The sequence below is a fragment of the Roseobacter insulae genome (assembly GCF_019375555.1).
GTDB lineage: Bacteria > Pseudomonadota > Alphaproteobacteria > Rhodobacterales > Rhodobacteraceae > Roseobacter > Roseobacter insulae.
In genome coordinates this window covers 287,501-309,455 of the sequence record NZ_JAHXDN010000001.1, presented here as the reverse complement: position 1 = coordinate 309,455, position 21,955 = coordinate 287,501, and the positions used below count along the sequence as shown (strand labels likewise).

Below are 21,955 nucleotides of genomic sequence, written 5' to 3'. Positions count from 1 at the left end.
CCGATGGGTTGTATGCTAATGACGATGGCGGAGGCATGAGCATGCTTTGTCTGCCAGTGGCCCTGCCTCTTTCATCACACCGGTCCATGAAGGCCGGAGTAATAGTGCAGACGGATAGTGTATACCGTTTGGAGGGTACATATGAGTAAGTGGCTGTATCTGGGCGCATGCGCCCTTGGAAGTGCCTTGTTCACTGGCGCGCAGGCCGAGGCGGCACCGCAGTTCTGCGGAGAACCGACCCCGGCGATGGCAGAGACCTGCGCCGTCTATCAAACCTACTGCGCAGCTTATCTGGACGATCCGGCCTCGCTGGATCGCTCGACCTTGCGCGAAATTCCCAGCGGCGCGCGGGCGCGGTTCGCGGCCAGCGAGCTGACGCAGGTGACGCTGGGCTACCGCACCACGGCGAACCCGCAGGTGGCGGTGGTCTACGGGGATGAATACCCGTCGTGCGAGCTATTGATGACGGGAATGCAGTTCTCGGACCTGCTGATCGCCTATCGCGACTGGCGCGAGGGAGAAGGGGCGCAGTTCGCCGCCACCGCCCCGTTCGAGCCGGTCTCGAAACGCGAGATGCCGCGCGCTTATGCGGCGGTGTTCCTTGCCGCCCCCCGGGAAGACGGGCGGGTGACCGAGATCACCCTGAACTGGAACCTGAGCGAGGCGGGTCTGACCCGGCTTAAAGTCTCATATCAGCCGGAGCGCGAACACACGCGGCTTCTGCTGGGGCAAGGAGCAAACTGATGCCGGAACAGCTGGCCTTTACCATCGAGGTGTTTCTCAACGGGCTGATGGCGGGGGTGCTCTATGCGCTGGTCGCCCTCGGGTTCGTCCTGATCTACAAGGCCAGCGGCATCTTCAACTTTGCGCAGGGGGTCATGGCGCTGTTCGCGGCCATGACCCTTTACGGGATCATGAACGGGCAGGTCCCCTTTGCGCATCTGATCAATGCGATCTTCGGCACGGAGATCCACTATTTCGGCTGGAACGTGCCCGCGCTTGCGGCGATCCTGCTGACCATTGCGGTGATGATCCTGCTGGCCTGGATGGTGCAGCGGTTCATCTTCAGGTACCTCGTCGGGCAGGAGCCGATCATTCTTTTCATGGCCACCATCGGGCTTGCCTATTTCCTTGAAGGGGTCGGCGATCTGATGTGGGGCTCCGACATCAAGACGCTGGATGTGGGCCTGCCGCAGGGGATCAACGAAACGATCGATGAGGTGACCTTCGGCTGGTTCGGCTATGGCTTCTTCATCGACAACCTCGACATCGTGGCGAGCGTCGTCGCGATCATTCTGGTGGCAGCGCTGGTGATGTTCGCGCAATACACAAAGCAGGGCCGCGCGATGCGGGCGGTAGCGGACGACCATCAGGCGGCGCTGTCGGTGGGCGTGTCGCTGAATTTCATCTGGATACTGGTGTGGTCGCTGGCGGGGTTCGTCGCCCTTGTGGCGGGCATCATGTGGGGCGCAAAGTCGGGCGTGCAGTTCTCGCTGTCTCTGATCGCGCTGAAGGCGCTGCCGGTGCTGATGCTGGGCGGCTTCACCTCGATCCCCGGCGCGATTGTCGGCGGGTTGATCATCGGGGTGGGCGAGAAGCTTTTCGAGTTCCTGATCGGCGCGCCCTATCTCGGCGGTGCGACCGAGAACTGGTTTGCCTATATGCTGGCGCTGCTGTTTCTGGTGTTCCGGCCGCAGGGTCTTTTCGGGGAGAAGATCATTGAACGGGTGTGACGGCTGCCTTGCAACCCCTCCGGAGGAGGTTCTGAGCCTCGCTGAGGGTGGCGCACCGAATGCGCGGCATTATTCCTCCAGCGAGCGGAACAGCGCGACGGTGAGGGCGGCGAGGATCGTGACGCCCAGCGTCAGCGCGAGGTTCATGTCACCGAAAACCAGCATCGCGAAGCAAAGGCACAGGCCGATCACGCCAAGGCAGATAACGATGCCGAGACCCCATGTCATGGAGCCGGAAAGCTCCGTCTCGGGGGGCGGCGCAGGGCTGCCCGTTGCGACGAAGTCGGTGTCAACGACATCGACGCTTTCGATCAGCAACGCGCGCTGCGCTGTGTATTCCACGTCCGTAATCTCGCCGCGCGCCAGACGGGTGTCGAGCTCGCGCAGATCCTTCAGGATGGCTGTCATGTCTTCCGCTCCTGCCCCCGCGAACGGTTTTGCCGGGGGAAATGGGGCGAAATTGGGAAAATCCGTGAAAGATTGTGAAATGGTTAACGGTGACAAGGGTCGGCGCCCTGCACCTCAAGGACCCGGAGGGCGCGCATGACAATGGCGGAGCCGATGCGTCTGACGTGCCACTGTGGCGCCAACGAACTGAAGGTGGTTCTGGCCGAGGGCCTGGAGTCGGCCCGCCGGTGCGATTGCTCTTTCTGCAGGCGGCGTGGCGCCATGAACGTCTCCGTGCGGGACGGGGATCTCAGGATCATCCGTGGCGCGGCGCTTGCCTTGTACCAGTTTGGCCCGCGACGGGCCGAGCATTACTTTTGCAGCATCTGCGGCTGCTACACCCACCACAGGCGCAGCTCGGACACGTCGGACTTCGGCGTAAACGTGGGCGGTCTTGAGGGGATCAACCCTCGCGACATTGACCCGGTGCCGTGGCTGGACGGTGTGAACTACAACCCAGAAAATCAGGGGACCCCCTAATGTTCTATCGTGAAGCCGGTGATTTCAGCACCACCTACCCCGAAGACAGCCAGACGTTCCCGATCAAGTTCGACCGGTGGCGCTATTACGTGGTGCTCTTCGTTGCTGTTTTTGTCATTCCGTTCCTGATCAATGACTACTGGGTCAATTCGATCTTCATGCCGTTCCTGATCTATGCAATTGCGGCGATCGGGCTGAACATTCTGGTGGGCTATTGCGGGCAGGTGTCCTTAGGCACCGGCGGGTTCATGGCCGTGGGGGCCTATGCCTGTTACAAGCTGATGACGGGTTTTCCCGAGGTCAGCATGTTCATCCACGTGCTGCTGGCCGGGGCGATCACGGCAGCGGTGGGTGTGCTGTTCGGCCTGCCGTCCTTGCGGATCAAGGGATTCTATCTGGCCGTGGCGACGCTGGCGGCACAGTTCTTTCTGGTCTGGCTCTTTAACCGGGTATCATGGTTCTACAATTACTCGGCCTCCGGGCAGATCAACGCGCCGGAACGCGATACCTTTGGCATCCTGATCACCGGGCCGAATACCGAAGCCTGGGCCACCTATCTGTTCTGCCTGATCTTCACGATTTTCTCGGCCGTGGTCGCGCGTAACCTGACACGCGGGTCGGTGGGGCGGCAGTGGATGGCGATCAGGGATATGGACATCGCGGCTGAAATCATCGGGGTGAACCCGCTTAAGGCCAAACTGACCGCCTTTGCGGTGTCGTCCTTCTTCGTCGGCATCTCGGGGGCGTTGTTCTTCGCCATCTATCTGGGGGCTGTCGAAGTCGGCGAGGCCTTTGGCATCACCAAGTCGTTCCTCGTGCTCTTCATGATCATCATCGGCGGTCTTGGCTCTATTTTCGGCTCCTTTGCAGGGGCGGCCTTTCTGGTGCTGTTGCCGGTGCTGCTGAAGATCATCGGCGTCGATTGGCTGGGCTGGCCCACGGACATCGTGGCGCACCTGAACCTTGTCATCGTCGGCGGGCTGATCGTGGTGTTCCTGATCGCGGAACCGCACGGGCTCGCTCAGCTGTGGCGCGTCGCCAAGGAGAAACTGAGATTGTGGCCATTCCCGCATTAGGGCGGCCACAGAAAAACGGCGGGCAAACCCGCCCGACAGACCCCGGGGTAACCGGGACATCGGACAAAAACCAAGGGAGGTAACACCGATGAAGTATAAACTGGGAACAATGGCCGTGGCCGGCCTGATGGCGGCAAGCCCCGTGATGGCGGATCTTGTCTTTCCATCGCTGAGCTACCGCACCGGACCTTATGCGGCGGGCGGTATTCCGTTTGCCGATGGCTATGCGGATTATTTCACGCTGCTGAACGAGCGTGACGGCGGCATCGGCGGGGTCATGACCCGCGTGCTGGAATGCGAAACCGGCTACAACACCGAAAAGGGTGTGGAATGCTACGAGAGCACCAAGGGTGAAGGCGCGCTTGTGTATCAGCCGCTCAGCACCGGGATCACCTACCAGCTGATCCCCAAGGCAACGGCGGATGACATCCCGATCCACTCCATGGGGTATGGCCGGACGTCTGCTGCAAACGGCGATGTCTTCAGCCATGTCTTCAACTATCCGGCCAACTACTGGAACGGGGCGTCGGCGGCGATCAACCATATTCTGGACATGAACGGCGGTGACATTTCGGGCAAGAAAATTGCACTGGTCTACCACAACTCCGCCTACGGCAAGGAGCCGATCCGGACGCTGGAGAAACTCTCCGAAAAGCACGGGTTCGAGCTGAGCCTGCTGGCGGTCGATCACCCCGGTCAGGAGCAGAAATCGCAGTGGTTGCAGATCCGCCGTGAAAAGCCGGACAACGTGATCATGTACGGCTGGGGCGTGATGAACCAGGTCGCCGTGCAGGAAGCCGCCAACATCCGGTTCCCGATGGAGAATTTCATCGGCATCTGGTGGTCAGGTGCGGAAATCGATGTGCAGCCCGCGGGTGACAAGGCCAACGGCTTCAAGGCGCTGGCGCTGACGGCGGTGGGCGATGATTTCCCGCTCTATGACGATTTGCAGAAATACGTTGTGGATACCGGCAAGGCCGCCGGTGCGGGCGATCAGCTTGGCACGGTGCCATACAACCGCGGAATCTACGCGGCGATGCTGGCCGCAGAAGCGGTGAAGACGGCGCAGGAAATCCACGGGGTCACCGATATCACGTCGGGCATGATGCGCGACGGGATGGAAGCGCTGGAAATCACCGAGGAAGTGATGGCGGCGGCGGGTCTGCCGGGCTTTGGTCCGTCGTTCTCCGTTTCCTGCGAGAACCATGGCGGTGAAGGCATGGTCGCGGTGACCCAGTGGGATGCCGGTGCGGGCGAATTCGTCAAGATCGCGGATTTCGCGCCCACGGACATGGATGTCATACAACCTCTGATCGAAGAGGATTCCGCAGCTTACAAAGCGGAAAACAACATCCCCTCCAACTGTAACTAAACGCATCGCCCCGGCGGTTTTTCCGCCGGGGCCCTACTGTGAACAACAAAGGTCACCGCCCCATGCTCGATGCCGCGAAGGAACAGGACACGAAGCCCGATACGGTGCTGGAGGTCAACAATATCGAGGTGATCTACAACCACGTGATCCTCGTGTTGAAGGGCGTCAGCCTGAACGTTCCCAAGGGCGGTATCACCGCGTTGCTGGGCGGGAACGGGGCGGGCAAGACGACCACCCTCAAGGCGATCTCGGGGCTGCTGGCCTCGGAGCGCGGCGAAGTGACGAAAGGGTCGATCCGCTACCGCGGTGAAGTTATTCAGCATCAGGACCCGGCAGAGACCGTGAAACGCGGGGTGGTGCAGGTGATGGAGGGGCGTCATTGTTTCGAACATCTGACGGTTGAGGAAAACCTGCTGACCGGTGCTTACACCCGCAAGGATGGCAAGGCCGCGATCCAGGCTGATCTGGAGCTGGTTTACGATTATTTTCCCCGTCTGAAAGAGCGCCGGAAATCACAGGCTGGCTACACCTCGGGGGGGGAACAGCAGATGTGCGCCATCGGGCGGGCGCTGATGTCCCGGCCCGAGACGATCCTGCTGGATGAGCCCTCCATGGGGCTGGCCCCGCAACTGGTGGAGCAGATTTTCGAGATCGTGAAATCGGTCAATGAAAACGAAGGCGTGACCTTTCTGTTGGCGGAACAGAACACCAACGTGGCGCTGCGCTTTGCGCATTACGGCTACATTCTGGAATCGGGCCGCGTGGTGATGGATGGCCCTGCCGCGGAGCTGCGCGAAAACCCTGACGTCAAGGAGTTCTATCTGGGCATGTCGGAAGAGGGGCGCAAGTCGTTCCGCGATGTGCGCAGCTACCGGCGCCGCAAACGCTGGCTGTCGTAAACCCTGAAACCTGGGAGAGACTTATGAGAAAGTTTGCACTTGCTGTCGCAGCCGCATCGATGACGGCCCCCGCCTTCGCCGAAGAGCTTGTGACGCGTGATATCCTGAGCGAAGAGCCTCTGAGCGGCGTGGAAGGCCGGGTTGTCATCGTCTCCAAGCTTACGCTGAAACCCGGTGGGCGCATCCCCCTGCACATACACCCCGGCGACGAACACGCGGTGATGATTGTCGGCGGTGCGGCCCTGATGCCCAATGGCAAGGAGGTGAGCTTGCCAGCCGGTACGCCAATGTTTTTCCCGGCCGGTCAGGTGCACGGGGGCGTGACCAATCAGGGAGACACCGATATCGAGATCGTCACGACGCATATCCTGCGTGCGGACCAACCCTTTCAAACACTGGCTGAGTGACCATGACCTCTCATTTTGACGATCTGGAGACCCGCAGTGCCGATGCGCGCGCAAGCGATCAGCTGGCCGCCCTCAAGGCCAATGTCGAACGTGTTGCCGCCGCGCCGGGCGCGTGCCGGATCGAGGCGGGGGCGGTCGGCGACCTCGGTGATTTGCAGCGCTTGCCGGTCCTGCGCAAGTCCGATCTGGCGGCATGGCAGGCCGACAAGCCGCCTTTCGGGGGCATCCCTGTGCGCAATGTGGCACATGTCTTCCAGTCGCCGGGGCCGATCTACGAACCCGGTGGGGTCAGTCACGACTGGTGGCGCATGGGCCGCTTTCTGCACGCCGCCGGGATCGGCCCGGGAGACGTCGTGCAAAACTGCTTTGGCTACCACCTGACGCCCGCCGGCATGATCTTTGAAAGCGGTGCCCGCGCGGTGGGGGCAACGGTCCTGCCCGCTGGCACCGGCCAGACGGAACTGCAGGTCCAGGCAGCCCAGGCGGTGGGGTCCACGGCCTACGCGGGCACACCGGACTACCTCAAGGTGCTGCTGGACAAAGCCGATGCGATGGGGGTTTCGCTTGGCATCCGCAAGGCGGTCGTGGGCGGTGGCGCCTTGTTTCCCGCTATGCGCCAGGCCTATGCGGATCGTGGCATTGCCTGCCTGCAATGCTACGCCACGGCCGATCTGGGAAACATCGCCTACGAATCGCCCGCGATGGAGGGTATGATTGTCGATGAAGGGGTCATCGTTGAAATCGTCACCCCCGGTACCGGCGATCCCGTCGCCCCCGGCGAAGTCGGCGAAGTCGTGGTGACCGCGCTGAACCCCGATTACCCGCTGATCCGGTTCGCGACGGGCGATCTGAGCGCCGTGCTGCCCGGCCAAAGCCCTTGCGGGCGCACCAATATGCGCATCAGGGGCTGGATGGGGCGGGCCGATCAGACAACCAAGATCAAGGGCATGTTCGTGCGGCCGGAACAGGTTGCGCGCCTCGTCGCGCGCCATGAGGAGATCGTCAAGGCACGGGTCATCGCGCGCCGGGAAGACGGGCGCGATGCGATGACGGTACAGGTCGAGGCCACGGGCGGGGCTGCGGCGGACTTCGCCGACAGCGTTGTGGCGACGCTGAAGCTGAAGGGCGCCGTGGAGGTGGTGTCACCGGGCAGCCTGCCGAAAGACGGTTTGGTGATCGAGGATCAGCGCGACTACGAAGTAACCTGAACCGCGCATCGGAACAGGGCTGGTAATTCTGACTAAAACCGTCGAAAAAGACCCTTATGTCCGATGTGCCGAGCCTGATGCCACAACCGCGTGCGAACCCAAAACGCCGACCCAGAGACGGATTGCGCGGTTTTGCGTTCCTCACCATGCTGGTTGCGGGCATCTGTCTGCTGCCGATGCTGGCGGTGGCGATTGCCGCCCTGAGCGGCGGTACGGAAACGATTTCCCACCTGATGGAAACGGTCTTGCCGCGCTATGCCGGTGCCACGCTGATGCTGGCGGTTCTGGTCTCGGTGGGGACCTTCGCCTTGGGTGTCGGGGCTGCCTGGCTGGTCACGATGACCCGCTTTCCCGGCGTGCGCTTTTTCGAGATCGCACTGGTGCTGCCTCTGGCCTTCCCGGCCTATGTGCTGGCCTATGCCTACACCCATGTTCTGGATCATCCCGGATTTGTCCAGAGCACTTTGCGCGATGTCACCGGATGGGGGCCGCGCGACTACTGGTTTCCCGAGATCCGGTCCCTTGGCGGCGCGGCGGCCATGCTGGTTCTCGTGCTTTACCCATATGTGTATCTCTTGGCGCGCGCGGCGTTTTTGCAGCAAAGCGCCACCACCTTCCTCGCCGCCCGCGCGCTCGGGGCCTCTGCCTGGGCCGCGTTTTTCAAGATCAGCCTGCCGCTGGCACGACCGGCGATTGCGGGCGGTGTTCTGCTGGCGGTGATGGAGACCATCGCGGACTTCGGTACCGTTGCCTATTTCGGGGTGCAGACCTTTGCCACCGGCATCTATACAAGCTGGTTCGCCCTCGCGGATCGCGCGGGCGCGGCGCAGCTTGCGCTCTGCCTGCTGAGCTTTGCCCTGTTTCTGGCGATGCTGGAGCGCGCGCAGCGTGGCCGGGCGCAGTATCATGACACCTCGCGGCGGCAGCAACGCATGGACCCCGCGCAGCTTGCCGGGGCCAAGGCGGCTTTGGCGGTTGTCCTGTGCGGGATTCCCGTGCTGTTCGGCGCGGTGCTGCCCGTCGTCGTGCTGTTGAACATGGGCATCGGGTCAGAGCAGAACCTGTTCAGCCCGCGCTACCTGGGGTTCATTCAAAACTCGGTCACCCTCGCCGCGACCGCTGCACTGGTCACGGTGATGGCGGCCATTCTGGTGGGTTTCTACCAAAGATCCCATCCCGGTCGCCGGTCGCAATCCGCCGCCTATATCGCCCGACTGGGGTACGCCGTTCCGGGTGGGGTCATCGCCGTGGGGCTGATGGTGCCCTTTGCGCTCTTTGACAATACGCTGGACGCTTGGATGCGCAGCACATTCGATATCTCTACCGGGTTGTTGGTGACCGGGTCGATCTGGCTTCTGGTGCTCGCCTACATGGTGCGCTTTCTTGCGGCCGCGATGGGGGCGTATGAGGGCGGTCAGGCAATGGTGCCGTCCAATATGGACGCCGCAGCGCGATCACTGGGGCAGAGCGCGATCGGCACCCTGCGCCGGGTGCATCTGCCGATTCTCGCCCCCAGCCTGCTGACCGCCCTGCTGATCGTCTTTGTCGACGTGATGAAAGAGTTGCCCGCGACGCTGATCATGCGTCCCTTCAACTACGACACGCTGGCGGTGCAGGCCTACCGCCTGGCCTCGGACGAACGGTTGGAGGGGGCGGCGGTGCCCAGTCTTGTGATTGTCGCAATCGGGCTTATGCCGGTGATCCTGATCTGCCGTCAGGTCGGGCGGCAGCGCTGACCCGCCCGGGGCGACCGGCCTGCATCATCCCGCCAGCGGGCGGTCAGGCGTCCTCGCCGATTTTGTCCTGCGTCATCGTGTCAAAATCGCTTGCGTCATGGCGCTCGTGCAGCTGCATCTCCGGCTCGCCAAAACTGCGATTGACCATGCGACCGCGCTGAACGGCAGGGCGCGCGTCTATCGCCTTGGCCCACCGCACGACATTCTTGTAGCTTTCGACATCGAGGAATTCCGCGGCGTCATAAAGCCGACCCAGCACAAGTTGCCCGTACCACGACCAGATGGCGATATCTGCGATGGTGTAATCGGTGCCCGCGATGAAATCACGCTCGGCCAATTGCCGGTCCAGCACGTCGAGCTGGCGCTTGGTTTCCATCGCGAAGCGGTTGATGGGGTATTCGAATTTCTCCGGCGCGTAGGCGTAAAAATGGCCGAAACCGCCGCCAAGATACGGGGCCGAGCCCATCTGCCAGAACAGCCACGACAGCGTTTCAGCCCGCGCGCCGGGGTCCGTGGGGAGGAACCTGCCGAATTTTTCCGCCAGATGCAGCAGGATGGCGCCGGATTCGAATACGCGTATCGGCGTATCACCGGAGCGGTCCACCAAGGCGGGGATTTTGGAGTTCGGGTTCACTTCGACAAAACCGCTGCCGAACTGATCGCCGTCGCCAATCCTGATGATCCAGGCGTCGTATTCCGCCTTCTCGATCCCCAGTGCCAGCAATTCCTCGAACAAGACCGTGACTTTGACCCCGTTTGGGGTCGCCAGCGAGTAAAGCTGGAACGGGTGTTTGCCGACGGGCAGGTCCTTGTCATGGGTCGCCCCGGCAACGGGTCGATTGATGTTGGCGAACTGGCCGCCGTTTTCGGCGTCCCACGTCCAGACTTTCGGCGGGGTATATTCGATCATCGGGCTCTCTCTTTTTAGTCACTATGACTATTGCACGTAAGTGATTGCCTTGACAGGGCAAGGCTCCGGTGCGGCCGGCCCGGTGCAACTTACCGTGATGCCACGGGGCGGCGCCTATCTGCGGTTGCAGCCTATCCGCTTTGCCGTTGACTGGTCGTGACAATTGGGTCATCGCCCCACGGGAAACAGGCGATCGGACCATCCGCCGATCGTGTTCGGAACCTTCGGAATGGATCGTTTGTGACACAGAGCATCAACACGCACGCCGAGGCCAATCTGACCGGCAGTATCTGGATGGTTGCGGCCATGGCGGCCTTTGCCGTTGAAGACGCCTTTATCAAGGCAGCCTCGGTGACGGTGCCGGTTGGACAGATCCTGATTATCTTCGGCTTGGGCGGCGCATGTCTCTTTGCCTGTCTTGCCCGCATCAGGAATGACCCTTTGTTTGTCGCGGAAGCGGTCTCGGGCACGATGCGCGTGCGGGCGGTGTTCGAAGTGATCGGACGGCTATTTTACGTGCTGGCGATTTCGCTGACCCCTCTTTCTGCCGCGACGGTCATCCTGCAGGCGACGCCGCTGGTGGTGGTGGCGGGTGCGGCAGTTGTGTTTGGCGAAAAGGTTGGCTGGCGCCGGTGGATGGCCGTCGTTGTCGGTCTGACAGGTGTCATGGTCATCGTTCAGCCGGGCACGGACAGCTTTTCGCTGCTGTCGGTATTGGCGGTCATCGGCATGATCGGCTTTGCGGGGCGCGATCTGGCCAGCCGGGCCGCGCCCGCGTCGCTGAACACCGCAGCCCTGGGATTTTACGGATTTCTGTCCGTTGTGGTCGCAGGTGTCTTGTTTTCTGCCTGGCAGGCCGTGCCATTTGTCACCCCCGGCAGAATGGCATCACTTTTTCTGGTGGCCTCGGTGGTGTCGGGCGTCGCGGCCTATGCCTGCCTGATGCGGGCAATGCGCACCGGAGAAGTATCTTCCGTCACCCCGTTCAGGTACACGCGGCTGCTGTTTGGCATTGCCATCGGCGTCGCCGTCTTTGGCGAGCGACTGGAATTCTCCATGCTGCTGGGGTCTGGCCTGATCGTGCTGTCGGGCCTTTTCATCCTCTGGCGCGGTCGGCAGGTGCCGTAACCGCCCGGGCAGGTATCGGCAGACACGCGGTGCCTTTCGTTTCAGCCGGTGCACCACAAAAAAAACCGCTCCCGAAGGAGCGGCTTTTCGTCAGAGTGCCTTGCGGGGTTCAGCCCTGGCGGGCTTTGAACCGGCGCTGCGTTTTGTTGATCACGTAAACGCGGCCTTTGCGACGCACAACACGGCAGTCGCGGTGCCGATTCTTGAGCGAGCGGAGCGAATTGCGAACCTTCATGGTCGGTCTCCTCATGTCGTGGCGCGGGCCAGCGCCGGGTTGCGGGCGATCCGGAATTTCCGAACCAGTTCAATAGGTGGTGGGCGATACTGGGATCGAACCAGTGACCCCTTCGATGTCAACGAAGTGCTCTACCGCTGAGCTAATCACCCCTATGTCACGCGGTTTTTCAGGCCCCAAATAAAAATGGGGCGCGAAGAGACGCGCCGGTAGCGGGGTCTTTAAAAGGAGTCGCGGTTAAGATCAAGGGCTTTTGGCTTTTGTATTTTTTGGTCTATGGTCTGTTGAAGAGGAACCGGTATGCCCAAGTCAGCTTTTGAAGTCATTTACCCGCAAAACAGCTCATCCTGCGTTGTTTTCGCATCACCGCACAGCGGGCGGGACTATCCGTTGGCGTTGCTGCGGGCAACGGAACTGGATGATCACGCGATCCGGTCTTCGGAAGATGCCTTTGTCGATCAGCTCTTTGAATGCGCCCCGCAATTCGGGGCGAGTTTTATCAAGGCGGGTGCCCCGCGGGCATTTGTTGACCTCAACCGCAGCAGTGATGAACTGGACCCCGCCCTGATCGATGGGGTGCGTCGCCGGGGGCACAACCCGCGGGTTTCATCGGGGCTGGGGGTCATCCCGCGCGTTGTTGCGAACGGCCGGGCGATCTACCGGGGCAAGATGAGCATGATCGAAGCCAAGCAGCGGCTGGACGATTATTGGCACCCCTACCACGGCATGTTGCAAAACCTGCTGGACCGGGCGCTGCATCACCATGGTCAGGCCGTGTTGATTGATTGCCACTCGATGCCGCATGAAGCACTGCAGGGGATCGCGCGATCAGGTGCCAAACGCCCGGAAATCGTTCTGGGGGACCGCTTTGGCGCGGCCGCCGCCGGGGATGTCGTGGACCGGGTCGAAGCGGCTTTTTCCGCGGCGGGATTCGTCGTCTCCCGCAATGCACCTTTCGCGGGCGCATATGTGACGCAGGCCTACGGGCGCCCGTCGCGTGGCCAGCATGCGGTTCAGGTGGAAATCGACCGGGCCATCTACATGGACGAAAAGCGCATCAAGCCGTCCAAGAATTTTGCGGATGTGCAGCGCACCTTGCAGGCGGTGATCGCCGATATTGCGCAGATCGGTCAGGAACGTATGCCGCTGGCTGCGGAATAGCGCTAGCGCAGCGCCCGCCCTTTCAGAATGGCATCCGGTCCGAAGCGTGCGCGGATCCTGTCGGTCGCGCGCTCGGCGTCGCTGCGCTGTTTTGCATTCTGGTCCAGCAGGTCGCCGGAACGGTCCGCCCCCTCCGCATCCACCAGATCGGATATCCCGCACCCCAGCAGCCGGTAAGGCCCCTGATCGCCGACCTGATTAAACAGCGCCCGTGCCGTGCGGTAGATCGTATCGGCCAGTTGCGTGGCATCACGCAGGCTGATCCGTCGTGACAGCGCAGAGTGATCCGAGCGCTTGAGCTTGAGGGTCACGACACGCCCGGCGATGTCCTTGGCCTTCGCACGGTCAGAGACCTTTTCCGCCATGCGCCACAGGTGTCCGTCCAGCAGGTCGGGGTCGTTGGTGTCTTCGTGAAAGGTTGTCTCGTTCGAGATGGATTTCATCGGCGCATGGGCGGAGACGCGACGGCGATCCTGGCCGCGCGCCAGATGCCACAGCCTGTCGCCCATGGTGCCGAAACGCGCGATCAGTTCGGTGCGCTCCCACCTGAGCAGATCGGAGAAGGTCCGGATACCCGCCTTGTCGAAAGCGGCCTGCGCGGCAGGGCCCACCCCCCAGATCATGCGCACCGGCTTGTCGCGCAGGAAGTCATCCGTTTCTGCCTTGCCGATCACGGAAAACCCGTGCGGCTTGTCCAGATCTGACGCGACCTTGGCCAGAAACTTGTTGTGAGACAGACCAATCGACCCGGTCAGCCCCAGTTCGGTGCGCATGCGCCGGATCAGCCGGGCCAGCATGACGGCGGGCGGGTGGCCATGCAATCGCGCGGTGCCGCTGAGATCCATGAAGGCTTCGTCCAGCGACAGGGGTTCGATATCGGGTGTCAGTTCCTCCATCATCGCCCGGATCGCCCGGGATGCCTCGACGTAGGCCTGCATGCGCGGTTTGATGATCACCGCGTCGGGACAGAGTTTCAGTGCCTGAAACATCGGCATGGCGGAGCGCACGCCGCGGATGCGGGCTACGTAACAGGCGGTCGAGACGACCCCGCGCCGCCCGCCGCCGATGATCACCGGTTTGCCCTCAAGGCCCGGATCGTCACGTTTTTCAACCGAGGCGTAGAAGGCGTCGCAGTCCATATGGGCAATCGACAGCGAGAAGAGTTCCTCATGCGCCACGATGCGCGGACTGCCGCAGGCGGGGCAACGGCGTGCGGCGTCAAATTCTGTCAGGCAATCGCGGCAAAGGGCGGGCATCTGCAAGCTTATCGGTTATCCTCGAGAGATGCGGCAACCATATGCGACCGAAGATCAAATGAACATGGAATTTGCGGGGGCAAAGCTGGCGCTGCTGGTCGGGTCCCGGATCATCACCCTGCTGCGCGACGACCGTCCGGATATTCCCTATCCCGGGTATTGGGATTTGCCGGGCGGAGGGCGCGAAGCCGGTGAGAGCCCGGTGGCCTGTGCGCTGCGGGAAACGTCGGAGGAATTGGGCGTCTTGCCGCGCGCGCAGGACATTCTGTGGGGGCGCCGCTTCACAGCCGGGCCAACGGCCAATTGGTTCTTTGTCGCCCGGATGGAGGACAGCATCGAAAAGTGCATTCGCCTGGGCGACGAGGGTCAGTGCTGGCAGATGATGGCGCAATCAGATTTCCTGGCCCATCCCGGGGTCATACCGCAGTTCCAGGAACGGTTGCGGATGTATCTGGAGGAGCAGGTCCCGGAAAAACCCCCCGCTGCATTAAGCGGGGGGAGGTAACGAACCTCAGGAAGACGCGGTTCGTTGGGGAGTATCACCTCACGTCAACTTACCACCTTAAGGCGAATGAGCCTACCTGCGAATGACCCGCGCCATCAACATCCTGTATTCTGTGCTTTCCGGGACACAGTTTGTTGAGGGGGCAGGCGTCTTCCGGGCCTCGGCAAGACTTGTGGGTAACTCGGCTTTTTGACGCAGTTTCAGTGGTTTGGATTGTGTGCCTGTGGGCTGTTGAGCTCGGCCAGAATAGCCTCTGCCGCGATCCGCGGAGACGGGGATTTCCACACCGGACGCCCCACGACGATGTGGTCCGCGCCATTGGCGATGGCCCTGGCTGGCGTGGCGACTCGTTTCTGATCGCCCAGATCGGCGCCAGCGGGGCGCACCCCGGGGGTGACGATCAGGCGGTCTTCGGATTGCGGCAGCGCCCGGATCATCGCGGCTTCCTGCGGGGAGGCGATGACCCCATCGGCCCCTGCCTCGAAGGCGCAGGCTGCGCGGGCTTGCACAAGGTCTGAAACATCGCCTGCGCGGATCTGGCAGCTGTCGAGATCGGCCCGGTCCAGCGAGGTCAGAATGGTAACCGCGAGGATTTTCATCTCCGACCCGGCGGCGCCTTCCTTGGCCGCGCGCACCACATGCGGGTCGCCGTGAACGGTCAGGAAATCGAGCTCGAACTGGGCAAGACCGCGCACTGCCGCCTCGATGGTCGCGCCGATGTCAAAGAGCTTCATGTCGAGAAAGATGCGTTTGCCGTGTTCCTGTTTGAGCTCATTGGCCAGCGCCAGCCCGCCCCCCGTCAGCATGCCGAGACCTATTTTGTAAAAGCCGACCGCATCGCCCAGAGTTTCGGCCAGTTGGTGGCCTGCCAGCGCATTGGGCACATCCAGCGCCACGATCAGTCTGTCATCACTCATATTCATGCTCCCTTGGATGTCGGGTCTCCTTAGGCGGATGCCGGACGCATGTCTATGAGCAGGACAAAAAGACCAAAAAAAGACCCGGAAGACATGCCGAGGACATGCTCCGGGTCAAGTGGTCGTCATTGGCCGTGAAACAGGCCTGATCTTACCCTCGATGCAAACGACCTTCGGGCAAACCAGGCCCCTTTCGTTACGGCCTGCCATACCCCCCGAACTGACGTCTCTTAGTGGTGTGGGCGGTACGACTGGAACTGGCAGAACAAGCCAAATCGTTATGTACTATCAGTGAAACGGAGCGTCGGAAGTGGAATAAGCTGCGTGTCTGGTAAAACAATAGGCATTGGCCTGCTGCGGGTAACGGGGAAACACCACCGCAGCTTCCCATGAGAAATCCGATTGATCTGGATCAGCGATTGTTAATCCGTCCTGGTTTATTCTGACTTTGGGTGGTGCAGGTGCCGCAGCCTCTTGAAGCGGTCCCGGAGACCCCCCAGATAACACGCAAGGTCCTATCCGCTGACGCGCCGCCAAGCCGGGCGCAGCACCCGGGACGCTTTAGAAAAGGAGAAATACCATGGACTTGAGCAAGTTCACGGAGCGGTCGCGCGGGTTCATTCAAGCCGCCCAGACCATCGCGACACGGGACAGCCATCAGCGACTGGCGCCCGAACATATCCTCAAGGCATTGATGGATGACGATCAGGGGTTGGCCAGCAACCTGATTTCGGCGGCTGGCGGACAACCTGCGCAGGTGGTGCAGGCGGTTGAGCTGGCGCTGTCGAAAATGCCGAAAGTCAGCGGCGATGCGGCACAGATCTACCTCGATAACGCGACGCAGAAGGTTCTGGCAGAGGCCGAGGCGCTGGCCAAGAAAGCCGGCGACAGTTTTGTCCCGGTAGAGCGCGTTCTGATGGCGCTTTGCATGGTGAAATCGGCCGCGAAATCCGCACTTGATGAAGGGGGCGTTACTGCCCAGGGGCTGAACGCGGCAATCAACGATATCCGCAAGGGCCGCACGGCTGACACTGCGAATGCGGAGGAAGGCTACGACGCGCTGAAGAAATACGCGATGGACCTCACCGAGCGGGCGGAAGCGGGCAAGATTGACCCGATCATCGGCCGGGACGAGGAAATCCGCCGCGCAATGCAGGTGCTGAGCCGCCGGACCAAGAACAACCCTGTTCTGATCGGTGAACCGGGCGTGGGTAAAACCGCCATTGCCGAAGGGCTGGCGTTGCGGATCGTCAACGGTGACGTGCCGGAGAGCCTGCGCAACAAGAAGCTGCTGGCGCTCGACATGGGCGCGCTTATTGCGGGGGCGAAGTACCGCGGTGAATTCGAAGAGCGGCTGAAGGCTGTTCTGACCGAAGTGACCGAAGCCGCCGGCGAGATCATCCTCTTTATCGATGAGATGCATACCCTTGTGGGGGCGGGCAAAGCCGACGGTGCGATGGATGCGGCAAACCTGATCAAGCCAGCGCTGGCCCGTGGTGAATTGCACTGTGTCGGGGCCACGACACTGGATGAATACCGCAAATACGTGGAAAAGGATGCCGCCCTCGCGCGGCGGTTCCAGCCGGTGATGGTTCTGGAACCGACCGTTGAGGACACCGTCAGCATTCTGCGCGGTATCAAGGAGAAGTACGAGTTGCACCATGGCGTGCGGATTTCGGACTCCGCGCTGGTTTCCGCGGCAACCCTCAGTCACCGCTATATCACCGACCGGTTCTTGCCGGACAAGGCCATCGACCTGATGGACGAGGCGGCAAGCCGGTTGCGGATGGAAGTGGACAGCAAGCCGGAAGAGCTCGATGCGCTGGACAGGTCGATCCTCCAGATGCAGATCGAAGCGGAAGCCCTGCGCGCCGAAGACGACGCGGCCAGCAAGGACCGTCTTGAGACGCTGGAAAAGGATCTGGCCGACCTTCAGGAGCGCAGCGATGAGTTGACGGCGCAATGGCAGGCCGAGCGCGACAAGCTGTCGAGTGCCCGGGATCTCAAGGAACAGTTGGACCATGCGCGTGCCGAGCTTGAAATCGCCAAACGCGAAGGCAATCTGGCCAAGGCGGGGGAGCTGTCTTACGGCGTGATCCCGCAGCTGGAAAAGCAGCTGGGTGAAGCGGAAGGGCGGGACGAAAGTGACGTCCTTGTCGAAGAAGCGGTGCGCCCGGAGCAGATCGCCAGTGTCGTGGAACGCTGGACAGGCATTCCGGCGGGCAAGATGCTGGAAGGCGAGCGTGACAAGCTGTTGCGGATGGAAGACCAGCTGCATAAGCGTGTCATCGGTCAGGAAACCGCGGTGCGGGCTGTCGCCAATGCGGTGCGGCGCGCGCGGGCCGGGCTGAACGACGAAAACCGCCCGCTGGGCTCGTTTCTCTTTCTCGGGCCAACCGGCGTGGGCAAAACCGAGCTGACCAAGGCCGTGGCCGAGTTCCTGTTTGACGACGAACACGCGATGGTGCGCATCGACATGTCGGAATACATGGAGAAACACTCGGTGGCCCGCCTGATCGGCGCACCTCCGGGCTATGTCGGGTACGACGAGGGCGGGGCGCTGACCGAGGCCGTGCGACGCAGGCCTTATCAGGTGGTTCTGTTCGACGAGGTCGAGAAGGCGCACCCGGATGTGTTCAACGTGCTGTTGCAGGTGCTCGACGATGGTGTGCTGACCGATGGTCAGGGCCGTACAGTGGACTTCAAGCAGACGCTGATCGTCCTGACGTCGAACCTTGGAGCACAGGCGCTGAGCCAACTGCCTGACGGGGCAGATGCTTCGGACGCCAAGCGCGATGTGATGGATGCGGTACGGGCGCACTTCCGGCCGGAATTCCTCAACCGTCTGGATGAGACCATCATCTTCGACCGGCTGGGCCGTGAGGACATGGACGGGATTGTCGACATCCAGATGGCACGCCTGCTCAAACGGCTGGCGGCGCGCAAGATCGCGCTGGACCTGACCAAGGATGCCCGCAAGTGGCTGGCCGACGAAGGCTATGATCCGGTCTTCGGTGCGCGTCCGCTCAAGCGGGTGATCCAGCGGGCCCTGCAGGACCCGCTGGCGGAAATGCTGCTGGCAGGCGACGTCAAGGATGGCGATACGCTGAGCATCTCGTCGGGTCCCGAAGGACTGCTTATCGGCGACAGGGTGTCGGCCACGAACCGGCCAAAACCCGACGATGCAGTCGTGCATTGACGCGGTCCTGGTTATAACGTCAGAAAGGCCGGGCATATGACCCGGCCTTTTTCATGATACTCCCCCCCGATCTGGTGATTTTCGACTGTGACGGCGTTCTGGTGGACAGCGAACCGCTGACAAACGTGGTGATCCGGGACAACCTGCTGCGTCACGGGCTGGACATCTCACTTGACCGTATCGTCGATCTGTTCGTGGGCGGCACCATGTCCGGTGTCATGACAACGGCGCGCGGCATGGGGGCCGATCTGCCCGGCGACTGGCTGGACAGTATATACAGTGACATCTTTGAGGTACTGGCCGCGAAGGTCGAGCCGGTTCCCGGGGCCGCCGCGGTTCTGGACGTCCTGGACGTGGCAGGCATTCCCTATGCGGTCGGGTCAAACGGGCCGCACCGGAAAATGGAGATCACTCTGGGGCGCACCGGCTTGCTGGAGCGATTGCGGGGGCGCGTTTATTCGCGCGAGGATGTGATCAATCCCAAACCCGCGCCGGACGTGTACCTCAAGGCGGCGAGCGTTGCGGGCATCAGCCCTCATCGGTGCGTGGTCATAGAAGACAGTGCAAGCGGCGCCCGCGCCGGCCGGGCCGCGGGAATGTATTGCATGGGCTATGTCGCCGTGAGTGATCCGGACCGGCTGGCGCCGATCTGCGACGTGCTGTTTGCGTCGATGCATGACGTCCCGACATTGCTTGGTCTGTGAGCCGGCACGGAAACGTTACAGTCTCCTGTCTCATTCGTGACTCGAATTGGTTTGGCGCTGTGCCCACTTCTGCCTACATCATACGCATCGCGATTGTTCAGGAGTAAGTGATGGCATATCGGTGGACCAACAGGCTGTCCCGGGCAGATGTAACACCCGAGGCACTGTTCATGAACCGCCGTCAGGTGATGGCAGCGGCAGTCGCCGGTGTCGGGCTGGCCGGGATCGGTGCACGGGCGACTGCCGACGAGGCGCTGGAGCCGAACGCGTGGGAAGACATCACGCAGTACAACAACTTTTATGAGTTCGGAACCGGCAAGGGTGATCCCGTTGCCTATGCGGACGCGCTGACAACGGACCCCTGGACCGTCACGATCGACGGGATGGTCGATACCCCCGGCGATTATTCCTTCAGGGACATTATGGCCGAGATGACCATCGAAGAACGCATTTACCGTCTGCGCTGTGTCGAGGCGTGGTCGATGGTTGTGCCGTGGAACGGGTTTGAGCTGGCGGATCTGCTGGCGATGGCCGGTGTGAAACCGGACGCCAGATATGTCCGGTTTGAAACGCTCTACCGGCCTGAAGAAATGCGCGGACAGAAATACCGCACGATCGAATGGCCCTATGTCGAAGGCCTGCGCCTTGACGAGGCGCTGCACCCGCTGACGATCATGGCGACCGGCATCTACGGCAAGACCATTCCCAATCAGAACGGCGCGCCGATGCGTCTGGTTGTGCCGTGGAAATACGGGTTCAAATCCATCAAGTCCATTGTGCGCATTACCTTGACGGATCAGGAACCGCTGAACACGTGGCAACAGATTCTGCCAAATGAATACGGCTTCTATGCGAATGTGAACCCAACGGTGGATCATCCGCGCTGGTCTCAGGCGACGGAACGCAAGATCGGCGGCGGGCTGTTTTCCAAACGCGTGCCGACGCTGATGTTCAACGGCTACGAAGAAGACGTGGCCAGCCTGTACGAAGGCATGGACCTGCGGAAGTTCTATTAAGCCGTTTGTGCTAGGGTATGTGGATGTCAGTCGTTGACCAGATCAACAGGTTTGCGCGCCGGGTGCCGTCCTGGGCGCTCTATATACTGTATCTCCTGCCCGTGCCTTACCTGCTTTATCTGGCGCAGACCGGCGGGCTGGGGCGAGAGCCGATCAAAGCCCTCGAACATGAGCTGGGCGAGATTGCGCTGCAGCTTCTGATCATCAGCCTCACGATCACACCATTGCGCCGGTACCTCGGGCTGAACCTGCTGAAGTTCCGGCGTGCCTTCGGATTGCTCGCCTTTATCTATGTCACGCTTCACCTTCTGGTCTGGCTGGTGCTGGATGTCGGCATTCCCAGCCAGATTTGGGCGGATATTGTCAAGCGGCCCTACATCACCATCGGGATGGGTGCCTTTGTGCTGCTGCTGCCGCTGGCAGTCACGTCGAACAATTACGCGGTCCGCAGGCTGGGCGCCGGTTGGCGCAAGCTTCATCGGCTGGCCTACGTTGTGGTGATCCTCGGCGGAGTACATTACATCATGCTCACCAAGACATGGGCGCTGGAGCCAATGGTTTACATGGCCGTGATTCTGGGCCTGCTGCTGCTGCGGCTGCCAAAAGCGCGCAGCAAACAGGCCGCCTGACGACCTGCGGCGAGACCTGCACCCCGGCAGAACAGCCGCGAACGGTGGAATCGGCGCGAGTCACCCCACGCGGCCGATTCATTTTTGACCATTTGGACGAATCCTTTGCTGCGACGCGGATGAACCGGCCCCGATTCATCTGATTCAGGCCCCGAGTCGGCCCTGATTTGCCAAAAGACTCGGGGAGTCTTGGGGGTAGAGTTGTGGATAACGCAATATATAGGGTTTTGGGGCAAAGCCCTGACCCTCGGTAAACGTAATTTTCATGCTGAAAAGCCCTGATACGGGAAATTTTCTGCAAGCAAATAGCTGTTTTTAAAGGGAAAAGCAGAAACATGTAAAAAAAATGACGTTTTCCAAAAAAAGGGGTTGCGGGTACCCCGTACTAACCGTAGAACCCCCCTCACCGGCGGCGCAGAGATGCACCAACGGGGCGCCAGACGGGCGGGACAGACCGGAAACGGAACGGACCGAAACGAGACGCAAGACTAAAAAACCAGAGGTAAACGAGGCGGGGCGCGCCAAAGAAGTTAGGGCGCACACTGTCACTTTTGTCTCTACGCTCTTTGAAATTGATGAATATCTGAAGAGATATGTGGGCGGTTTGGTTCATTCGATGGATCAACGTCTGTATATCGCGCTCTTAGGCTTCGGCCGATGATGGAGTGTCAGCTTCACTGTTTGGACGGCTTTCCGGTTACTTTGGTAACCTGAAGCACAACAAACAGAGACTGTTCTGCACCTTACAGTAATGGGTGTAGAACGATGTGCAGAGGTTCGAACGTCAAGGATAAGCATGCAAATGCTTTTCAACTTGAGAGTTTGATCCTGGCTCAGAACGAACGCTGGCGGCAGGCCTAACACATGCAAGTCGAGCGCACCTTCGGGTGAGCGGCGGACGGGTTAGTAACGCGTGGGAATATACCCTTCTCTACGG

Annotated in this window: 21 protein-coding genes, 1 tRNA gene and 1 rRNA gene (1 of these 23 only partly in view); 17 read left to right on the top strand and 6 right to left on the bottom strand. The window is 61.3% G+C overall.

Features of this window, described 5'->3' with window-relative positions:
* The first annotated feature begins 141 nt into the window (after positions 1 to 141).
* Both KX928_RS01525 and KX928_RS01520 read left to right on the top strand, forming a co-directional pair.
* Positions 142 to 744, top strand: a complete 603-nt coding sequence (locus KX928_RS01525) for a hypothetical protein (RefSeq protein WP_219498098.1) — start codon at positions 142 to 144, stop codon at positions 742 to 744.
* On the top strand, positions 744 to 1,733 hold the full coding sequence (locus KX928_RS01520; protein ID WP_219498096.1) for a branched-chain amino acid ABC transporter permease: 990 nt from the start codon (positions 744 to 746) through the stop codon (positions 1,731 to 1,733). The genes KX928_RS01525 and KX928_RS01520 overlap by 1 nt, the downstream gene beginning before the upstream one ends.
* Before the next feature lie 69 nt (positions 1,734 to 1,802).
* Here KX928_RS01520 and KX928_RS01515 read toward each other — a convergent pair whose 3' ends face one another.
* Positions 1,803 to 2,141 (bottom strand): SHOCT domain-containing protein, encoded by a 339-nt coding sequence (locus tag KX928_RS01515; RefSeq protein ID WP_219498095.1) that lies wholly within the window; start codon positions 2,139 to 2,141, stop codon positions 1,803 to 1,805.
* Between the two features lie 141 nt (positions 2,142 to 2,282).
* On the opposite strand from KX928_RS01515, the gene KX928_RS01510 reads away from it, so the two are divergent.
* The 7 genes from KX928_RS01510 to KX928_RS01480 all read left to right on the top strand — a co-directional run bounded on the left by KX928_RS01510 (position 2,283) and on the right by KX928_RS01480 (position 9,358).
* Complete coding sequence (locus KX928_RS01510) at positions 2,283 to 2,660, top strand: GFA family protein (protein ID WP_257883550.1); 378 nt, start codon at positions 2,283 to 2,285, stop codon at positions 2,658 to 2,660.
* On the top strand, positions 2,660 to 3,736 hold the full coding sequence (locus KX928_RS01505) for a branched-chain amino acid ABC transporter permease (RefSeq protein WP_219498093.1): 1,077 nt from the start codon (positions 2,660 to 2,662) through the stop codon (positions 3,734 to 3,736). Before KX928_RS01510 ends, KX928_RS01505 begins: the two co-directional genes overlap by 1 nt.
* 88 nt (positions 3,737 to 3,824) lie before the next feature.
* Positions 3,825 to 5,108 (top strand): ABC transporter substrate-binding protein, encoded by a 1,284-nt coding sequence (locus KX928_RS01500; protein ID WP_219498091.1) that lies wholly within the window; start codon positions 3,825 to 3,827, stop codon positions 5,106 to 5,108.
* Between the two features lie 62 nt (positions 5,109 to 5,170).
* Positions 5,171 to 6,007, top strand: coding sequence for an ABC transporter ATP-binding protein (locus KX928_RS01495; RefSeq protein WP_219498089.1), 837 nt, complete (start codon positions 5,171 to 5,173; stop codon positions 6,005 to 6,007).
* A gap of 23 nt (positions 6,008 to 6,030) precedes the next feature.
* Positions 6,031 to 6,414, top strand: coding sequence for a cupin domain-containing protein (locus KX928_RS01490; RefSeq protein WP_219498087.1), 384 nt, complete (start codon positions 6,031 to 6,033; stop codon positions 6,412 to 6,414).
* Between the two features lie 2 nt (positions 6,415 to 6,416).
* Complete coding sequence (locus KX928_RS01485; RefSeq protein WP_219498085.1) at positions 6,417 to 7,622, top strand: phenylacetate--CoA ligase family protein; 1,206 nt, start codon at positions 6,417 to 6,419, stop codon at positions 7,620 to 7,622.
* A gap of 56 nt (positions 7,623 to 7,678) precedes the next feature.
* Entirely contained in the window at positions 7,679 to 9,358 is a 1,680-nt protein-coding gene (locus KX928_RS01480) for an ABC transporter permease (RefSeq protein ID WP_373274782.1), read from the top strand.
* Between the two features lie 43 nt (positions 9,359 to 9,401).
* Here the strand turns inward: KX928_RS01480 and yghU are convergent, their stop codons facing one another.
* On the bottom strand, positions 9,402 to 10,268 hold the full coding sequence (gene yghU / locus KX928_RS01475; RefSeq protein WP_219498083.1) for a glutathione-dependent disulfide-bond oxidoreductase: 867 nt from the start codon (positions 10,266 to 10,268) through the stop codon (positions 9,402 to 9,404).
* A gap of 240 nt (positions 10,269 to 10,508) precedes the next feature.
* Between yghU and KX928_RS01470 the strand changes: the two genes are divergently transcribed.
* On the top strand, positions 10,509 to 11,396 hold the full coding sequence (locus tag KX928_RS01470) for a DMT family transporter (RefSeq protein ID WP_308342053.1): 888 nt from the start codon (positions 10,509 to 10,511) through the stop codon (positions 11,394 to 11,396).
* A gap of 109 nt (positions 11,397 to 11,505) precedes the next feature.
* Here the strand turns inward: KX928_RS01470 and ykgO are convergent, their stop codons facing one another.
* Positions 11,506 to 11,631 carry a type B 50S ribosomal protein L36 gene (gene ykgO / locus KX928_RS01465; RefSeq protein WP_005850168.1) on the bottom strand — a complete coding sequence of 42 codons (126 nt, stop codon included), beginning with the start codon at positions 11,629 to 11,631 and terminating at the stop codon, positions 11,506 to 11,508.
* A gap of 77 nt (positions 11,632 to 11,708) precedes the next feature.
* Positions 11,709 to 11,783: transfer RNA gene (locus KX928_RS01460), tRNA-Val, on the bottom strand.
* Positions 11,784 to 11,931: 148 nt separating this feature from the next.
* On the opposite strand from KX928_RS01460, the gene KX928_RS01455 reads away from it, so the two are divergent.
* Complete coding sequence (locus tag KX928_RS01455; protein ID WP_219498081.1) at positions 11,932 to 12,792, top strand: N-formylglutamate amidohydrolase; 861 nt, start codon at positions 11,932 to 11,934, stop codon at positions 12,790 to 12,792.
* A gap of 2 nt (positions 12,793 to 12,794) precedes the next feature.
* On the opposite strand, the gene KX928_RS01450 is transcribed toward KX928_RS01455, so the two are convergent.
* The gene (locus tag KX928_RS01450; RefSeq protein WP_219498079.1) at positions 12,795 to 14,048 is read right to left on the bottom strand and encodes a DNA polymerase IV; all 1,254 of its coding nucleotides are present in this window, start codon (positions 14,046 to 14,048) and stop codon (positions 12,795 to 12,797) included.
* Between the two features lie 58 nt (positions 14,049 to 14,106).
* Here KX928_RS01450 and KX928_RS01445 point away from each other — a divergent pair, with 58 nt between their 5' ends.
* Entirely contained in the window at positions 14,107 to 14,553 is a 447-nt protein-coding gene (locus KX928_RS01445) for an NUDIX hydrolase (RefSeq protein ID WP_257883478.1), read from the top strand.
* Between the two features lie 200 nt (positions 14,554 to 14,753).
* Here the strand turns inward: KX928_RS01445 and pyrF are convergent, their stop codons facing one another.
* Positions 14,754 to 15,470, bottom strand: a complete 717-nt coding sequence (gene pyrF, locus KX928_RS01440) for an orotidine-5'-phosphate decarboxylase (RefSeq protein WP_219498077.1) — start codon at positions 15,468 to 15,470, stop codon at positions 14,754 to 14,756.
* A gap of 580 nt (positions 15,471 to 16,050) precedes the next feature.
* Between pyrF and clpB the strand changes: the two genes are divergently transcribed.
* The 5 genes from clpB to KX928_RS01415 form a co-directional block, all read left to right on the top strand.
* Positions 16,051 to 18,669: an ATP-dependent chaperone ClpB gene (clpB, locus tag KX928_RS01435; protein ID WP_219498075.1), complete on the top strand. Its 2,619-nt coding sequence runs from the start codon at positions 16,051 to 16,053 to the stop codon at positions 18,667 to 18,669.
* A 53-nt stretch (positions 18,670 to 18,722) separates the two neighbouring features.
* Complete coding sequence (locus tag KX928_RS01430) at positions 18,723 to 19,373, top strand: HAD family hydrolase (protein WP_219498073.1); 651 nt, start codon at positions 18,723 to 18,725, stop codon at positions 19,371 to 19,373.
* 110 nt (positions 19,374 to 19,483) lie between these two features.
* Positions 19,484 to 20,389, top strand: a complete 906-nt coding sequence (gene msrP, locus KX928_RS01425; protein ID WP_219498071.1) for a protein-methionine-sulfoxide reductase catalytic subunit MsrP — start codon at positions 19,484 to 19,486, stop codon at positions 20,387 to 20,389.
* Between the two features lie 23 nt (positions 20,390 to 20,412).
* Positions 20,413 to 21,018 (top strand): protein-methionine-sulfoxide reductase heme-binding subunit MsrQ, encoded by a 606-nt coding sequence (gene msrQ, locus KX928_RS01420; protein WP_219498069.1) that lies wholly within the window; start codon positions 20,413 to 20,415, stop codon positions 21,016 to 21,018.
* A gap of 810 nt (positions 21,019 to 21,828) precedes the next feature.
* Positions 21,829 to 21,955: ribosomal RNA gene (locus tag KX928_RS01415) — 16S ribosomal RNA — on the top strand (it continues 1,333 nt past the right edge of the window).

Bases quoted from the DNA above. Each gene is read 5' to 3' on its own strand.
- msrP (WP_219498071.1), top strand. From the start codon at position 19,484: ATGGCATATCGGTGGACCAACAGGCTGTCCCGGGCAGATGTAACACCC.
- KX928_RS01510 (WP_257883550.1), top strand. From the start codon at position 2,283: ATGGCGGAGCCGATGCGTCTGACGTGCCACTGTGGCGCCAACGAACTG.
- KX928_RS01515 (WP_219498095.1), bottom strand. From the start codon at position 2,141: ATGACAGCCATCCTGAAGGATCTGCGCGAGCTCGACACCCGTCTGGCG.
- KX928_RS01445 (WP_257883478.1), top strand. From the start codon at position 14,107: ATGAACATGGAATTTGCGGGGGCAAAGCTGGCGCTGCTGGTCGGGTCC.
- KX928_RS01520 (WP_219498096.1), top strand. From the start codon at position 744: ATGCCGGAACAGCTGGCCTTTACCATCGAGGTGTTTCTCAACGGGCTG.
- KX928_RS01495 (WP_219498089.1), top strand. From the start codon at position 5,171: ATGCTCGATGCCGCGAAGGAACAGGACACGAAGCCCGATACGGTGCTG.
- KX928_RS01525 (WP_219498098.1), top strand. From the start codon at position 142: ATGAGTAAGTGGCTGTATCTGGGCGCATGCGCCCTTGGAAGTGCCTTG.
- yghU (WP_219498083.1), bottom strand. From the start codon at position 10,268: ATGATCGAATATACCCCGCCGAAAGTCTGGACGTGGGACGCCGAAAAC.
- KX928_RS01430 (WP_219498073.1), top strand. From the start codon at position 18,723: ATGATACTCCCCCCCGATCTGGTGATTTTCGACTGTGACGGCGTTCTG.
- clpB (WP_219498075.1), top strand. From the start codon at position 16,051: ATGGACTTGAGCAAGTTCACGGAGCGGTCGCGCGGGTTCATTCAAGCC.
- ykgO (WP_005850168.1), bottom strand. From the start codon at position 11,631: ATGAAGGTTCGCAATTCGCTCCGCTCGCTCAAGAATCGGCACCGCGAC.
- KX928_RS01500 (WP_219498091.1), top strand. From the start codon at position 3,825: ATGAAGTATAAACTGGGAACAATGGCCGTGGCCGGCCTGATGGCGGCA.
- pyrF (WP_219498077.1), bottom strand. From the start codon at position 15,470: ATGAGTGATGACAGACTGATCGTGGCGCTGGATGTGCCCAATGCGCTG.
- KX928_RS01450 (WP_219498079.1), bottom strand. From the start codon at position 14,048: ATGCCCGCCCTTTGCCGCGATTGCCTGACAGAATTTGACGCCGCACGC.
- KX928_RS01455 (WP_219498081.1), top strand. From the start codon at position 11,932: ATGCCCAAGTCAGCTTTTGAAGTCATTTACCCGCAAAACAGCTCATCC.
- msrQ (WP_219498069.1), top strand. From the start codon at position 20,413: ATGTCAGTCGTTGACCAGATCAACAGGTTTGCGCGCCGGGTGCCGTCC.
- KX928_RS01485 (WP_219498085.1), top strand. From the start codon at position 6,417: ATGACCTCTCATTTTGACGATCTGGAGACCCGCAGTGCCGATGCGCGC.
- KX928_RS01505 (WP_219498093.1), top strand. From the start codon at position 2,660: ATGTTCTATCGTGAAGCCGGTGATTTCAGCACCACCTACCCCGAAGAC.
- KX928_RS01480 (WP_373274782.1), top strand. From the start codon at position 7,679: ATGTCCGATGTGCCGAGCCTGATGCCACAACCGCGTGCGAACCCAAAA.
- KX928_RS01490 (WP_219498087.1), top strand. From the start codon at position 6,031: ATGAGAAAGTTTGCACTTGCTGTCGCAGCCGCATCGATGACGGCCCCC.